The organism is Rhizobium redzepovicii (genome assembly GCF_019793435.1).
Lineage (GTDB): Bacteria > Pseudomonadota > Alphaproteobacteria > Rhizobiales > Rhizobiaceae > Rhizobium > Rhizobium redzepovicii.
Genome location: NZ_JAILYH010000003.1, coordinates 277,638 through 291,174, shown reverse-complemented (window position 1 = coordinate 291,174; position 13,537 = coordinate 277,638). Strand labels below are relative to the sequence as shown.

Annotated in this window: 17 protein-coding genes; 10 read left to right on the top strand and 7 right to left on the bottom strand. The window is 61.2% G+C overall.

The features are described 5' to 3' along the window. Positions 1-54: 54 nt before the first annotated feature. The 8 genes from K6N12_RS06190 (at position 55) to K6N12_RS06155 (ending at position 8,195) form a co-directional block, all read left to right on the top strand. Positions 55-1,620 (top strand): helicase HerA-like C-terminal domain-containing protein, encoded by a 1,566-nt coding sequence (locus tag K6N12_RS06190; RefSeq protein ID WP_097627588.1) that lies wholly within the window; start codon positions 55-57, stop codon positions 1,618-1,620. 139 nt (positions 1,621-1,759) lie between these two features. Continuing rightward, the gene (locus K6N12_RS06185) at positions 1,760-2,107 is read left to right on the top strand and encodes a type II toxin-antitoxin system RelE/ParE family toxin (RefSeq protein WP_097627586.1); all 348 of its coding nucleotides are present in this window, start codon (positions 1,760-1,762) and stop codon (positions 2,105-2,107) included. Position 2,108: 1 nt separating this feature from the next. Next, positions 2,109-2,438 (top strand): helix-turn-helix domain-containing protein, encoded by a 330-nt coding sequence (locus tag K6N12_RS06180; RefSeq protein ID WP_097627584.1) that lies wholly within the window; start codon positions 2,109-2,111, stop codon positions 2,436-2,438. Between the two features lie 314 nt (positions 2,439-2,752). Then, positions 2,753-4,345: an ABC-F family ATP-binding cassette domain-containing protein gene (locus tag K6N12_RS06175; protein ID WP_131711494.1), complete on the top strand. Its 1,593-nt coding sequence runs from the start codon at positions 2,753-2,755 to the stop codon at positions 4,343-4,345. Positions 4,346-4,722: 377 nt separating this feature from the next. Then, the gene (locus tag K6N12_RS06170) at positions 4,723-5,325 is read left to right on the top strand and encodes a hypothetical protein (RefSeq protein ID WP_097627580.1); all 603 of its coding nucleotides are present in this window, start codon (positions 4,723-4,725) and stop codon (positions 5,323-5,325) included. Then, positions 5,322-5,483, top strand: coding sequence for a P-loop NTPase family protein (locus K6N12_RS06165; RefSeq protein ID WP_165503949.1), 162 nt, complete (start codon positions 5,322-5,324; stop codon positions 5,481-5,483). Before K6N12_RS06170 ends, K6N12_RS06165 begins: the two co-directional genes overlap by 4 nt. Before the next feature lie 415 nt (positions 5,484-5,898). Then, on the top strand, positions 5,899-7,425 hold the full coding sequence (locus K6N12_RS06160) for an ABC-F family ATP-binding cassette domain-containing protein (RefSeq protein WP_097627576.1): 1,527 nt from the start codon (positions 5,899-5,901) through the stop codon (positions 7,423-7,425). Between the two features lie 155 nt (positions 7,426-7,580). After that, the gene (locus tag K6N12_RS06155; protein WP_097627574.1) at positions 7,581-8,195 is read left to right on the top strand and encodes an outer membrane protein; all 615 of its coding nucleotides are present in this window, start codon (positions 7,581-7,583) and stop codon (positions 8,193-8,195) included. Between the two features lie 153 nt (positions 8,196-8,348). On the opposite strand, the gene K6N12_RS06150 is transcribed toward K6N12_RS06155, so the two are convergent. The 3 genes from K6N12_RS06150 to K6N12_RS06140 all read right to left on the bottom strand — a co-directional run bounded on the left by K6N12_RS06150 (position 8,349) and on the right by K6N12_RS06140 (position 10,521). Continuing rightward, entirely contained in the window at positions 8,349-9,128 is a 780-nt protein-coding gene (locus K6N12_RS06150) for a VOC family protein (protein WP_097627572.1), read from the bottom strand. A gap of 53 nt (positions 9,129-9,181) precedes the next feature. Continuing rightward, positions 9,182-9,649, bottom strand: a complete 468-nt coding sequence (locus K6N12_RS06145) for a DUF1579 domain-containing protein (protein ID WP_097627570.1) — start codon at positions 9,647-9,649, stop codon at positions 9,182-9,184. Positions 9,650-9,792: 143 nt separating this feature from the next. Continuing rightward, positions 9,793-10,521, bottom strand: a complete 729-nt coding sequence (locus tag K6N12_RS06140) for a DUF899 domain-containing protein (RefSeq protein ID WP_097627568.1) — start codon at positions 10,519-10,521, stop codon at positions 9,793-9,795. An 86-nt stretch (positions 10,522-10,607) separates the two neighbouring features. Between K6N12_RS06140 and K6N12_RS06135 the strand changes: the two genes are divergently transcribed. Further along, entirely contained in the window at positions 10,608-11,099 is a 492-nt protein-coding gene (locus K6N12_RS06135) for a MarR family winged helix-turn-helix transcriptional regulator (RefSeq protein WP_097627764.1), read from the top strand. A gap of 298 nt (positions 11,100-11,397) precedes the next feature. Here the strand turns inward: K6N12_RS06135 and K6N12_RS06130 are convergent, their stop codons facing one another. After that, a complete protein-coding gene (locus K6N12_RS06130; RefSeq protein WP_003580247.1) occupies positions 11,398-11,820 on the bottom strand; it encodes an organic hydroperoxide resistance protein in 423 nt (140 codons plus the stop codon). 125 nt (positions 11,821-11,945) lie between these two features. Here K6N12_RS06130 and K6N12_RS06125 point away from each other — a divergent pair, with 125 nt between their 5' ends. Then, positions 11,946-12,434 (top strand): MarR family winged helix-turn-helix transcriptional regulator, encoded by a 489-nt coding sequence (locus K6N12_RS06125; RefSeq protein WP_097627566.1) that lies wholly within the window; start codon positions 11,946-11,948, stop codon positions 12,432-12,434. Positions 12,435-12,476: 42 nt separating this feature from the next. Here K6N12_RS06125 and K6N12_RS06120 read toward each other — a convergent pair whose 3' ends face one another. The 3 genes from K6N12_RS06120 to K6N12_RS06110 form a co-directional block, all read right to left on the bottom strand. After that, the gene (locus tag K6N12_RS06120) at positions 12,477-12,710 is read right to left on the bottom strand and encodes a hypothetical protein (protein WP_003580252.1); all 234 of its coding nucleotides are present in this window, start codon (positions 12,708-12,710) and stop codon (positions 12,477-12,479) included. 107 nt (positions 12,711-12,817) lie between these two features. Beyond that, on the bottom strand, positions 12,818-13,054 hold the full coding sequence (gene rpsU / locus K6N12_RS06115; RefSeq protein ID WP_003569533.1) for a 30S ribosomal protein S21: 237 nt from the start codon (positions 13,052-13,054) through the stop codon (positions 12,818-12,820). A gap of 56 nt (positions 13,055-13,110) precedes the next feature. Continuing rightward, positions 13,111-13,395, bottom strand: a complete 285-nt coding sequence (locus tag K6N12_RS06110; RefSeq protein ID WP_097627564.1) for a cold-shock protein — start codon at positions 13,393-13,395, stop codon at positions 13,111-13,113. Positions 13,396-13,537 lie beyond the last annotated feature (142 nt).

The following is a 13,537-nucleotide window of genomic DNA, read 5'->3' as shown; positions in this document are numbered from 1 at the left end:
AGCGGAAGCAAGCCTTCTCATAAATGGCGGCAGAGCCCCAAGGGAGCATTCCGAATGATCGAGGAAGGCAAGATTTTCATCGGCGCGAGCCGCAATCCCGATGACAGCATCAACAAGCCGGAATATCTCGACCTGAAATTCGGCAATCGCCACGGCCTCGTCACCGGTGCTACCGGCACCGGCAAGACGGTGACGCTGCAGGTGCTGGCCGAAGGTTTCTCCCGCGCCGGCGTTCCGGTGTTTGCGGCCGATATCAAGGGCGACCTTTCCGGCATCGCCGCCAAGGGCGAGCCCAGGGATTTCCTGACGAAGCGCGCCGAGCAGATCGGCTTCACCGATTACGAATTCGACCAGTTTCCGGTGATCTTCTGGGATCTGTTCGGCGAGAAGGGCCACCGGGTGCGCACCACCATCGCCGAGATGGGACCGCTGCTGCTTGCCCGACTGATGGATGCCTCCGAACCGCAGGAAGGCGTCATCAACATCGCCTTCAAGATCGCCGACCAGGGCGGGCTGCCGCTGCTCGACCTCAAGGATTTCAGCTCGCTCTTAAACTATATGGGCGAGAACGCCAGCGAGCTTTCCAATCAGTACGGGCTGATCTCCAAAGCCTCGGTCGGCTCGATCCAGCGGGCGCTGCTCGTTCTCGAACAGCAGGGTGCGGAACATTTCTTCGGCGAGCCGGCGCTGAAGATTTCCGACATCATGCGCACCAGCAATAACGGCTACGGCCAGATCTCGGTGCTTGCCGCCGACAAGCTGATGATGAACCCGCGGCTTTACGCCACTTTCCTGCTCTGGCTGCTCTCCGAGCTGTTCGAGGAACTGCCCGAGGTGGGCGACCCCGACAAGCCGAAGCTCGTCTTCTTCTTCGACGAGGCGCACCTGCTCTTCAACGATGCGCCAAAGGTGCTGACCGAACGCGTCGAGCAGGTGGTGCGGCTGATCCGCTCCAAGGGCGTCGGTGTTTATTTCGTGACTCAGAACCCGCTCGACGTGCCGGAAACGGTGCTCGCCCAGCTCGGCAACCGGGCACAGCATGCGCTTCGCGCCTATTCGCCGCGTGAACAGAAGGCGGTGAGGACGGCGGCCGATACATTCCGTGCGAATCCGGCCTTCGATTGCGCCACGGTCATCACCAATCTCGGCACCGGCGAGGCATTGGTCTCGACGCTGGAGGCCAAAGGCGCGCCTTCGATCGTCGAGCGCACGCTGATCCGCCCGCCATCCGGCCGCGTCGGCCCGGTGACGGATGACGAGCGCCGGCAGATCATGGACAGGAGCCCGGTTCTCGGCATCTATGACGAGGATATCGACCGCGAATCCGCCTTCGAACTGCTGGCCGCACGGGCGAAGAAGGCGGCCGATGCCGAAGCCGCCAAGCGAGCCCAGGAAGAAGCGCCTCAGCAACAGGGCGGCACGACCTCCGGCTGGAACCTGCCGGGCTTCGGCGGCGGCAATGACGACAACCAGCAGGGCCGCGGCCAATCAGGCGGCCGGTCTTCCGGCTACCAACGCGAAACGGTGGTGGAAGCGGCGATGAAGAGCGTCGCCCGCACAGTGGCGACCCAGGTCGGCCGGGCGCTGGTGCGCGGGATATTGGGGAGCCTGAAGCGGTAGGCTTGCCTCCCTGGGGATACGAAGGAGGGATCGAGAGCTGCGGCGCGACCCTGCTCGGGGCTCTTGAGCAGGGCGCAAGCTCGTAACTAAATCTGGCCTTGATTTTATATCTTTTAGTATATATTTTTTAGGGCGGCCAATGATCTATAAGGTGCAGTTCCATCCTGATTTCGTCCCCGAATGGAAGCAGCTGGAGATGGGGTTGAAGGAACTGGTTGGCGAAGTGTTGGACCACCTCGAAGACGATGGTCCCTTCCTAGGTCGTCCTGAGGTCGATACGCTTTCCGGTTCCGATTATGCAAATATGAAGGAGATCAGAGTCAGGTTTGGAAGACAGGTCTGGCGTTTTGCATTCGCCTTCGACCCTGCCCAAAGAGCCATTGTCCTTTGTGGAGGGGACAAGCAAGGGATAAATGAAATGCTCTTTTACAAACAACTGATCAACAAGGCTGACGCCCGGTTCGCTGCATGGCTGAAGGAGAGTTAAAATGAGCGCTGAGTGGAAGACGTTACGCGCCGAACTTCCAGAAGATGTTCGCACTCGGCTCGACATGAAACGTCAGGAGCGCCGTCTGGGCAAGGCCTTGGCGGAAGTGCGCAAGGCGATGCAGGCAACGCAGCAGGATGTCGCTGCGCGTGCCGCCATGACGCAGAACACTGTTTCGAAAATCGAAAGCGCCGACGATGTCCTACTGTCGTCCGTCGTGCGGTACATGCATTCTCTCGGAGGCGGAGTCGAGCTTGTTTTGAAAACACCCGACGGGAAAGCAAGGCGCGTTGACTTTGATCCGGAAATTTATGTGAAGCAGATCGTCTAAGGCGCGTCGCGTCAAATTTGATTGATGCTACGCGTTTTAGCTCTTTGTTTTTACGCATGTCGTTGCCACAAAACCGCTGCACGCTTTTGCGCGATATGCTTTAGCTGCAAAGCACTCGGATTGCGGCAGCCCTGCCTTTGGTGCGCGGGGTATTGAGGGCGCGAAACGTTAGCACAGATCGTTCCCCGCCTTGAACCGCAAGCCGTCATCCCCTAAATTACCCGCCATCGACCATTTCAACAGGATGTGTGCCGCAATGGATTTCAACCCGATCGCAATGCCAGTTCGCCTTGCCAACGGGGAAATCCATATCCATGCCTGCATCTATCACTCTCTCCAAAATTTCATGGGCCACGCCTGACGGGCGGCCGCTTTTTTCCGATTTCGACTTAAGTTTCGGGGCGGAGCGTATCGGTCTGGTCGGGCGCAACGGCGTCGGCAAGACGACGCTGCTGAAGCTCGTCTCCGGTGACGCCAAGCCGCATTCGGGAACAGTATCGGTCGGCGGCAGCCTCGGCATCCTGCGCCAGAATGTGCAGGTGGCATCTCACGAAACCATTGCCGATCTCTTCGGAGTCGCCGGGCCGCTTGCGGTTCTCCAGCGCGCCGAAGCCGGCGAGGCGACGGCGGACGAGCTTGCATCGGCGGACTGGATGCTGCCGGCGCGGATCACAACAGCACTCAGCCGGACGAGGCTCGACGCACTGCCGCAGACACGGCTGGCCGAACTTTCCGGCGGGCAGCGCACCCGGGCCGGGCTTGCCGCGCTTGTTTTCAACGAACCGGATTTTCTGCTGCTCGACGAACCCACCAACAATCTCGACCGCGATGGCCGCGAGGCAGTGATCGCGCTGATATCGGGCTGGCGAGCCGGCGCGATCATCGTCAGCCATGACCGGGAACTGCTCGAAAACATGGATGCGATCGTCGAACTGACGTCGCTCGGCGGGACGCGTTATGGCGGCAATTGGAGCCATTATCGCCAGCGCAAGGCGCTTGAGCTTGCGGCGGCAGAGCACGATCTTGCCGATGCCGAAAAGCGTATGGCCGAGGTCGCCAGGAAGGCACAGGCGACGGTGGAGCGTCAGGCGCACAGGGACAGCGCCGGGCGGAAGATGGCGGCCAAGGGCGGCATCCCGCGCATCATGCTCGGCGGCATGAAGGAGCGCAGCGAAACGACGGGCGGCGACAATGCCCGGTTGGCCGAACGCCGGCGCGCCCAGGCACTGGACGAAGCAAAGACCGCGCGCGAAAAAATCGAGATCCTGCAGCCCTTGTCGGTGCGCCTGCCGGCGACCGGGCTTTCTGCCGGCAAAGCCGTGCTGAAAATGGAGGGCGTCACCGTGGGCTATCGGCCGGGCGATGCCGTCATCGAAAATCTCTCCTTCGACGTGACGGGACCGGAGCGCATTGCCGTCACCGGCCGCAACGGCGCGGGCAAGACGACGCTGCTGGCGCTTGTAACCGGCGCGTTGAAACCCTGGGCCGGCACAATCGCCATGATGACCGGCTTTGCAATGCTCGACCAGAAGGTCAGCCTTCTCGATCCGTCGGCCTCAATCCGCGATAATTTTCGCCGGATCAATCCGCCTTCCGATGAAAACACCTGCCGCGCCGCGCTTGCCCGTTTCATGTTCCGGGCCGATGCGGCGCTGCAGACCGTCTCGACGCTGAGCGGCGGGCAATTGCTGCGCGCCGGCCTTGCCTGCACCCTCGGCTCCGCGCCGCCGCCGCTCCTGATTCTCGACGAGCCGACCAACCATCTCGACATCGATTCGATATCAGCGGTCGAGGCGGGTCTCAGCGCCTATGACGGAGCGCTCATCGTCGTCAGCCACGACGAGACGTTTCTCGAAAATATCGGCATCAGGCGGCGGCTGGAATTGCCGGGCGATGCGGGTGGGTGATTTCACGAGTGCAGCAGCGCCCTCCACCACCGGCACCTACCATTCCCTAACTGCCTATAAGAGCGCGGCTCAACCGAAGCCCGAGAGGGCGTAGCCTCGAAGCACGCCGCAACATTGCTTCCTGCATCCCTCTGACGCCGCCTCCCTTGCCTCATTTTTCCGGCAACGGTATTTCCATCCTGCAACCCTTTCGAGAAAGGCCCCGGTGTATTTGCCTTTCGGCCTGCCATTAAGTCTTCGCTCAATCTCGATTGCTCCACTAGCCCGTTTCGCCGTGAAAAGGCTTGAGGTCGCTAGTTCGAAAGCGATGCCATACTTGCAAGATATAACGCATTCAACCTATTGATAACCACCGCGGCGGCTTGGAGGAGAAGGGCATGACTATGGAAGAGGCGATCGGGCATCGTGCAGCCCAAAAGTGGAGCCTCTGGAGAAGCGCCAATATTGGCATTAGCGTTAGCGCTGCCATCTTGTTGCTTCAGGTCGCGAACGGTCGAGGCTTTGAACTAGCAAACTACGCCCACACTCGGAGTGCGGAAACGATTAGCGCTTTAGGTGGGCAGGTTCTCGCCGCACCACTATTATTTGTGGTGATTGCAGCCATACGAAACGTTTTCAGAAGGGGTCAAGCTAAGTCGAACGCAAGTGCCATTCGGGGGGCAATCACGTTTGCGGCGCTCTTTGTCACAATTTTCGTCGGCCTTCTTGCCTACGGAGAGTTTGTGTTCTCTCGCGACGAAGCAATCGGTGGCGAAGCTCGAAAATCATTCATAGCCGACACCCAGTTTGCTTGCGTTCGAAAGCAGGCCTCACTCAACCAAGCTATTACCCAGCAGCAAATCCAAACCTATTGCACCTGTTTCACCGAGAAGATGGCCGACATCACGACGTACAAACAATTGGGCACTGAACTGGCTGCCAAAGACCTCGCGGACCTGCAGCAAAAGGTTGGAGAAATAGGCAACCTTTGCCGCCAATGAGTTCTGAACGGCGCATCGACTCGATATCAGCGGTCGAGGCCGGGCTGCGTGCTTATGACGAGGCGCTCATCGTCGTCAGCCATGACGAGACGTTTCTCGAGAGCATCGGTATAGAGGGGCGGCTGGAATTGGCTGGCGGTGTGCGGCGGGTTGATTGATGGATGCTCCTTGCATCCATCAACCACCAACGCACCTGCCTCGCCCTTCGAGGCCCCTGCGGGGCACCTCAGGATGAGGCTCTCTTGGGCGCCGGGCAACGGCGCCTCCCTTGCCTCCTAGTACAGGCAATGGTATTTCAATCCTGAAACCCGTTCGAGAAAGGAGGATCACGCTATGCAATATTATTTCCGGCATCATCGCCAGCGTGGTCCCGTCAACGCCCTGCAAATGCGTTTGCAGGGCTGACCAGAGACCGTTTCTCGACATCTCTTCCTGGTCTGCCCTCGTGGCCAATGCGGCGCCGTGCGAAATACCGCGCCCATTCCTGTCATTTTCCCGGGCCCGATAGGCGCAATCCCGTGATGGCTGAACGCCCCGGATCGCGTCGACACCCGGTCAGACCAGAGAACGATCATGACCCTCATCAATATCCGCAATCTCGGCGTGACGCTGGGCAATCCTTTATTTTCGAAACTCAATCTTGTCGTCAATTCAGCCGACCGCATCGGCCTCGTCGCCGCCAACGGGCGGGGGAAATCGACGCTGCTTGCCTGCATCACCGGTGCGCTGGAGCCGAGCGAGGGCGAGATCACCAAGGCGCGCGGGCTGACCGTCGGGCATGTCGCGCAGAATGTGCCGCCTGCCCTTTTCGACACGGTGTTTTACGATGCGGTGCTGCAGGCGCTGCCGGCCGATCAGGCCGAAAGCGAGAGCTGGCGGGTCGACGTCGTGCTGGAATCGCTCGACGTGCCGGAGGCCATGCGGAGCCGGCCGCTGAAGCAATTGAGCGGCGGATGGCAGCGGCTTGCCATGCTTGCCCGCACCTGGGTGAGCGAGCCCGACGTGCTTCTGCTCGACGAGCCGACCAACCATCTTGACCTCGAAAAGATCGGGCAAGTGGAGAGCTGGCTGAACGCGCTGCCGCGCGACGTGCCGGTTATCCTGTCCAGCCACGATCGCGCCTTCCTCGATGCGACGACCAACCGGACGCTGTTCCTGCGGCCGGAGCAATCGCCGGTCTTCTCCCTGCCCTATACCAGGGCGCGCGCCGCGCTCGACGAGGCCGACGCTTCCGAAGCCCGGCGCTACGAGCGCGACATGAAGGTGGCGGAGCAATTGCGCAAGCAGGCGGCGAAGCTCAACAATATCGGCATCAATTCCGGCAGCGACCTGCTCGTCGTCAAGACGAAGCAGCTCAGGCAACGGGCGGAGAAGCTGGAGGACGCGGCAAAACCGGCGCATCTGGAGCGCTCGGCCGGGGCGATCCGGCTCGCCAACCGCGGCACCCATGCCAAGGTGCTGGTGACGTTGGAGGATGCGGTGGTGACGACGCCCGATGGAACGCCGCTGTTCAAGACCGGCCGGCAGTTCATCTGCCAGGGCGACCGCATCGTGCTGCTCGGCCTCAACGGCGCCGGCAAGTCGCGGCTGGTGTCGATGCTGAAACAGGCGATCGAAAGACCGGAGACAGCGCGCGACAGCATCAAGGCGACGCCCTCGCTCGTGCTCGGCTACGGCGACCAAGCGCTTGCCGATCTTGCCGACAGCGATACGCCGATCGGCACGATCATCCGCCGCTTCGATGTCGGCGACCAGCGGGCGCGGGCCTTGCTGGCAGGCGCCGGCTTGACGATCGACATGCAGGCAAAACCGATCGGCCAGCTTTCCGGCGGCCAGAAGGCGCGGCTCGGCATGCTGGTGCTCAGGCTGACCGAGCCGAATTTTTACCTGCTCGACGAGCCGACCAACCACCTCGACATCGAGGGACAGGAAGCGCTGGAGAGCGAGTTGATGGCGCAGGAGGCGAGCTGCCTGCTGGTCTCGCACGACCGCAGTTTCGTGCGGGCGGTGGGAAACCGGTTCTGGCTGATCGAAAAGAACAAGTTGGTGGAAGCGGAGAGCCCGGAAAGGTTTTTCGCTTCGGTGGGATCAGATCGGTGATGGGGCGGGCGGTGCCGCCCCCTCCGCCGCGATCGGCCCGCAACAAATCTCAACGTTAAAAGACACTCCGCAACATCGGGGCGGGGCATGTTGCTGAGAGTCGGGCGGTGTCGCCACTGCCCTCTTTTTGCTCCCAATGAACACGAGGCATCTTCATGCATATCAGATTTATCGCCTGCGCCGCGCCGGCGCTTTCGGCCGCCGTTCCGGCCGTTGCCGCCGACCTCACTTACGAGACACCTGCTCCCGCCGCCGAGCAGATATCTGTGGCCTATGATTGGTCGGGCTTCTATCTCGGCGGCCAGGGCGGATATTCCTGGAGCCAGACGAAGATCCTCGGCTCGGATGAGAATATCGACGGCGGCACGGCAGGGCTGCATGCCGGCTATAATTTCCAATCCGGAAATATCGTCTACGGCATCGAGAACGACTTCAACTACAACTTCGAGAAAAACGACGATGCCAACCTCGAATGGGATGCATCCGGCCGGGCGCGGGTTGGTTACGCCTTGGATCGAACCCTGTTCTTCGCAACGGCGGGTGTGGCGGCCGGCGGTGGCAAGGTCGACATTCCCACCGCCGGAAAGAAGGACGGCATCCTGATCGGCTGGACGGCCGGCGGCGGCATCGAACACGCGGTCACCGACCATATCCTGGTGCGCGGCGAGTATCGACATTCCGATTTCGGCAACAAGGACTTCGGCTCCGCCATCGGCGATGTCGGCGCCACGCAGGACAAGGTTCTCTTCGGGAGCAGCTACAAGTTCTGAGGGGAAGACTGGCGGGCGGTTGTCAGTCCGGCTGCCGCAAAGGGTGTGACGGGTGGCCCCTCATCCGCCCTACGGGCACCTTCTCCCCTGTGGGAAGAAGGTGGCAGCAGCCAGATGAGGGGGCTCACGGCACGACGCTAAAGGGGCCAAAACCTACCGCTTCGGCGCCACCAGGCAGAAGAAGGCACCCTGCGGGTCGGTGGCCTGGATGATCCAGCTGCCGCCGGGGACTTCCATGGGACCGTGGACGACCTTGCCGCCGCCGGAGTTGACGCGTTCGATCGCGGCATCAAGCGCCGGCACGATGAAATAATAGCTCCAGAACGGCATCGGGATGTTTTCCGGCTTGGTCATCATGCCACCGATCTGCTTGCCGTTACGGGCGAAGAGGTAGTAGACGCCCATCGGGCCCATGTCCATTTCGCTGTCCTTGGTCCAGCCGAACAGCTTGGAATAGAAGGCGACGGCGTCTTTGCCGTTGCCGGCATAGAGTTCGTGCCAGCCGATATTGCCAGGCGCATCGGGGGCCAGTTCCGGCCAGGTTTTGTCCATCGGCGCCGGCGTCATGATGCAGAGCACCGCGCCATGCGGATCGGCGACAACGGCGAAGCGGCCGATACCCGGGATATCGTCCGGCGGACGACGGACCGATCCGCCATTGGCGACGAAATCCTTGGCCGACTGATCGACGTCGTCGACATCGACATAACCCGTCCAGTTCGGCGGAATGCCCTTACCCTCGAGTTCGGCTGGAAATTCCATCAGGCCGGCGACACCGATGCCGTTCGCCTCGAAGATCGTATAGGTCGGCATGCCCTCCACCTTCATCTCGGAGGTGGTCCAGCCGACGACCGAGCTGTAGAATTTCGCGGCAGCCGATGTGTCGGGGGTCATCAACTCGCACCAGATGAACTTTCCATGCGTCTCAGACATCGTACTCTCCCTTTAGAGGCGCCCCTTTTTTCAAGGTTCGAGCGCCGTGATTGTCAGATCTGCCGGGCGTAATGCGCTTCCATGAACTGTTTCCAGGCGCCGTCCGGCTGCCTGGCGCTGGAGATGAAGGTGCGGTGATCGGCGTCGACGAAAGTGATCCGCTCGCGGTAATCGGCAAGACCTTCGCCGTTGAAGTCAGGCCCTGTCGTATAGAGGTCAAGCACATTGCCCGAAGCGTCGAGCTCGCCTTCGTAGATCCACATGAAGTCCATCATGCTGCCGATCCAGCTGCCGACATACTTGGCCTTTGCGGCGTTATAGCCGAGCGTCAGGATGCTGGTGGCCTGTTTGCCATCCGGCATGCGGCCGGTGCCCTCGGCGACGAACCAGATGCCGTGCAGCGAGCGGACGGTCTCCGTCCAGGGCTCGCCGCCGGACATTTCGGGTGCGGTGACGGTCCAGTCGCCCACCAGTCTCTCCAGGAAGGAATGTTCCTTCAGCACTTCTGCGGTCTTCATCATCCTTCTCCCTTGCGTGATGTTGGCCAATGCCTTTATCGGCGCAACTCCCAGGAGGTCGCTTTGTGACGTCTGCTCGAATTTGCGCTGGCCAGCCAGGGCATGATGCCGAAAACCGCTGACAGTTTTCGGCATCATGCTTTGGCTCAGTGACAGCAGGATGGCGCCTTGGGGGCCTCCTCATATTCGTCGTGACGGCGCACGAAATTCATCGTGCTGTCCTCGTTGCGGCCTTTCGGGGCGCGGTCGAGGATCATCAGGGTGCCGATCAGTTCCTCGGGCCCGCGGGCATAGCTCGAATAGGTGTGGAAGACCTCGCCCTTGTCGTTTCGGTAGAAAGCGCTCAGACCCGGCAGTTCGTCATTGGCGCCAGCCGGCTGCATGGGAGTGAAATTGTAAAAGACCTTGTCTTTGGCAAGGTCCTCCGGGCTGAAAGAGACGTGATAATCGAAATTGAAATCGCTGCCGAAGGAAGAGACCCAGGGGAATTTCCAGCCCATGCGGCTTTTGTAGGCGGCGATCTTGTCGAGCGGCGCGCGCGAGACGGCGACCCAGGTGACGTCGTGATGGTTCAGATGCGGCAGGGCGCCATCGATATGATCGGACAGGAAGGAGCAGCCGGGGCAGCCGGCATCCCAATCCGGGCCGAGCATGAAATGATAGATCAAAAGCTGGCTGCGGCCATCGAAGAGTTCGGCGAGCGACTTCTTTCCCTCGGGCGTGTCGAAAACGTAATCTTTATCGACCTTCACCCAGGGCAGCGCCAACCGCTCGGCGTTGATGCTGTCGCGCAGCTTCGTCGCCTCCTTTTCCTTCAAGAGCAGGGCACGGCGGGCCTCGAGCCATAGCTCGCGGGAAACAACTTCGTTCTGCATTGGATGCGCCCTCCTCCGGCGCTGCCGGCGAGCCGGCCCCTCTCCTTCTCCTTGACTAGAAAGATTGATATCAATATAAAATGGCCATGTCAAATTCGGTTGAAATTCCTTTCTCTACAACGCTGCTGGTGCGCGACACCTGCCTCTGCCTGCATGCGCAGCGAGCGGCGCGGGCACTCGCTCGCCTGTTCGATGACGCATTGCGGCCCGCGGGGCTGACCAACGGGCAGTTTTCGCTGATGATGTCGCTGAACCGGCCGGAGCCGCCGCCGATGGGGCCGGTCGCCTCCCTGCTTGCCATGGACCAGACGACACTGACGGCGGCGCTGAAACCGCTGCAGCGCAAGGGCTGGGTGAGCGTGATGGAAAATCCGAAGGACAGGCGCGGCCGGCTGCTTGCCCTCACCGGCGAAGGCAAGGCGGTGCTAGCAACAGCGCTGCCGATCTGGAAAGAGACGCATGCGGCGCTCGACCAAAAGCTCCCGGATGGAAGTTCCGCGCGGCTGAGGCAGGATCTGCAGACGGTGTCAGGGATGACGGATGAGACGCCGAAGCCGGCCGGGCGCCGACTACGTTAAGGCGCACGGGCAGTCGGCGAATAGGGCGAGCCGAACGTCACTCCGCCACTGTTCGAGTATGTTTGCAGCTGTTCGATCAGCGTCAAACGGCTGCCCCTCACCCTAGCCCTTGCCGGGGTCGAACCACGGGTCTCGACCCGTCCTGCGGACCCCCGTTTTGACGGGGAGAGGGGACGTGCCCCGCGCAAGGTCTGGGGATCGGAGAGTGTCCGGCTTGCCCCCTTCGCCCGTTTAGGGGGAGAAGGTGCCGGCAGGCGGATAAGGGGCCACCTCGCCGATCTTCCGGCTGTTACTGCAATCAGGCAACCGTGACCGGAACTTCGGTCGAGGTGCGCATGGCGTGGCTGTAGGGGCAGACGATGTGGGCGGCGGCGGCGAGCTTTTCGGCGGTTTCGCGGTCGAGGCCGGGGATGTTGACCGTCAGCGCCACTTCGATGCCGAAGCCGGTGCCATCTTCACGCGGGCCGATACCGACTTTGGCGGAGACCGTCGTGTCTTCCGGAATCTTGACCTTCTGCTGGCCCGCGACAAATTTCAAGGCACCGAGGAAGCAGGCAGAGTAGCCGGCGGCGAAGAGCTGCTCGGGATTGGTGCCGGTTGCGCCGTCGCCGCCGAGTTCCTTCGGAACGGTCAGCGTCACGTCCAGAACACCGTTTTCGGAAACGGCGCGGCCGGCGCGGCCGCCGGTGGCAGAGGCTTTGGTCGTATAGAGAATAGGCATGACGATCTCCTTTGGTTGGCCCTTCGATCGGGTTGGATTTTTACTATCGTACAATTAAATTGTACGCAAGTGAATTTTGCAAATTGCATTTTGGCATGGAAAAGAAGACAATCACGGCCTTAAGGATGATGGATATGAAAGCGCAGACGATAAAAACGATGGAGATACCGCAGGAGGAGAAACGGCTGGAAAAGCAGTTGTGCTTCGCGGTCTACGCAACGGCGCATGCTTTCACCCGCGCCTACAAGCCGATCCTCGACAGGGTGGGCCTGACCTATCCGCAATATCTGGTGATGTTGGTGCTATGGGAACGCGGCGAGTTGCCGGTGAAGACGATCGGCGAGCAACTCGATCTCGATTCCGGCACGCTGTCGCCGCTGTTGAAGCGGCTGGAGCAAAGCGGGCTGATTAAGCGGCTGCGCGACCTGCGCGACGAGCGCCAGGTGATCGTGTCGCTGACCGCTGGAGGTGAGGCGATGAAAGGGGAAATCGATACGATCATGACAGCGATCGGCCAAGCCGCAGGCTGCACGCTGAAGGAAATGGCTGAGATGCGCGACATGCTGCATCGGCTGCGCGGCAATCTCGGCCGGGCCGGCACAAACGGCGGCTGACCACATCCGCCCGGTTAGCTTAAAACGGTGTAAGCCTGAGGATCAGGGCCGCTTCACAGCCGCCTTGGCCGGCGACCGGCGTTTCTTTGCAGGCGCCGCTTCAGGTGCTGCCTCGGCCTCCTGCTGCAGACGCAGGGCCTTCAGCTTTTCCGTCTTCTTGTCTCGGGCCGACGCCTCGGCCGCGATGATGGCGCGCGCCGTGTGATCGGTCGCTTCCGCCTTGTCGCGAGACGAAAGCTTGGCGGGATTGAAGAATTCTCCCTTGGTGGCGGTCATGTGCCCCTTTCTCAGGTGATGACGGAGGCTTTAGCCATGGCTAAGAGCCGTGATTCCGCGGCCGGGCCGGCTGGCCGCGATGCCGCGGTTGGGCCGCGATGCCGGGATTAGCGGGCGCGGAGAACCTTTTTCGGCGCCGGCAGCAGGCCTTCGCGCTGCAGCTTCTTGCGGGCAAGCTTGCGCTGGCGGCGAATGGCTTCGGCCTTTTCGCGGGCGCGCTTCTCGGACGGCTTTTCGAAAGCGCTGCGCGCCTTCATTTCCCGGAACAGGCCTTCCCGCTGCATCTTCTTCTTGAGCACGCGGAGCGCCTGATCGACGTTGTTATCCCTGACGAGAACCTGCAAAACGATATCCTTCCTGTCGGCGGCCGGGCCGCGCTGTGATGGTAAAAACGGCGGGACTACTTGCCCGTCCGAATGCTCGAAAACTTCAGCCAAGGCTCGGCGCCATCAGACTTAGCCACTGCCTCGGGGGAAGCCCTGGAGGGCGATTCCCCGGTATCGATGTCGGCCTCGGTGATGCGGCGCTCAAAATTCTCCGCGTCGAACCGGACGCGATATTGCACATGCCCGTGGTCGTTGGGCAGAATGCTGGCGATCCGGCACCGCTTATCGGCTTTCGCCGTACGAGTGAGGCCCGATTTCAGCACGATCATATCGCCGATTTGATAGTTTAGTCTGCCCATTTCAGCGTCCCTTGAACTCTTCGGCTGCTCGCCGGTCAATCAGAATAACCGCGGTCAATTCGGACATGCCGGCGATCAAAGCAAAAAGGCCGGGTTGGCACCCGACCTCTTCCAGTCACTCAGCCATTTCTCCGCCAGTCGG

Coding starts and splice junctions, on each gene's coding strand:
- K6N12_RS06135 (WP_097627764.1), top strand. CDS start 10,608: ATGTCAAATTCGGTTGAAATTCCTTTCTCTACAACGCTGCTGGTGCGC.
- K6N12_RS06130 (WP_003580247.1), bottom strand. CDS start 11,820: ATGCCTATTCTCTATACGACCAAAGCCTCTGCCACCGGCGGCCGCGCC.
- K6N12_RS06185 (WP_097627586.1), top strand. CDS start 1,760: ATGATCTATAAGGTGCAGTTCCATCCTGATTTCGTCCCCGAATGGAAG.
- K6N12_RS06145 (WP_097627570.1), bottom strand. CDS start 9,649: ATGATGAAGACCGCAGAAGTGCTGAAGGAACATTCCTTCCTGGAGAGA.
- K6N12_RS06120 (WP_003580252.1), bottom strand. CDS start 12,710: ATGACCGCCACCAAGGGAGAATTCTTCAATCCCGCCAAGCTTTCGTCT.
- K6N12_RS06150 (WP_097627572.1), bottom strand. CDS start 9,128: ATGTCTGAGACGCATGGAAAGTTCATCTGGTGCGAGTTGATGACCCCC.
- K6N12_RS06165 (WP_165503949.1), top strand. CDS start 5,322: ATGAGTTCTGAACGGCGCATCGACTCGATATCAGCGGTCGAGGCCGGG.
- K6N12_RS06155 (WP_097627574.1), top strand. CDS start 7,581: ATGCATATCAGATTTATCGCCTGCGCCGCGCCGGCGCTTTCGGCCGCC.
- K6N12_RS06170 (WP_097627580.1), top strand. CDS start 4,723: ATGACTATGGAAGAGGCGATCGGGCATCGTGCAGCCCAAAAGTGGAGC.
- K6N12_RS06190 (WP_097627588.1), top strand. CDS start 55: ATGATCGAGGAAGGCAAGATTTTCATCGGCGCGAGCCGCAATCCCGAT.
- K6N12_RS06110 (WP_097627564.1), bottom strand. CDS start 13,395: ATGGGCAGACTAAACTATCAAATCGGCGATATGATCGTGCTGAAATCG.
- K6N12_RS06175 (WP_131711494.1), top strand. CDS start 2,753: ATGCCTGCATCTATCACTCTCTCCAAAATTTCATGGGCCACGCCTGAC.
- K6N12_RS06140 (WP_097627568.1), bottom strand. CDS start 10,521: ATGCAGAACGAAGTTGTTTCCCGCGAGCTATGGCTCGAGGCCCGCCGT.
- K6N12_RS06180 (WP_097627584.1), top strand. CDS start 2,109: ATGAGCGCTGAGTGGAAGACGTTACGCGCCGAACTTCCAGAAGATGTT.
- K6N12_RS06125 (WP_097627566.1), top strand. CDS start 11,946: ATGATGGATATGAAAGCGCAGACGATAAAAACGATGGAGATACCGCAG.
- K6N12_RS06160 (WP_097627576.1), top strand. CDS start 5,899: ATGACCCTCATCAATATCCGCAATCTCGGCGTGACGCTGGGCAATCCT.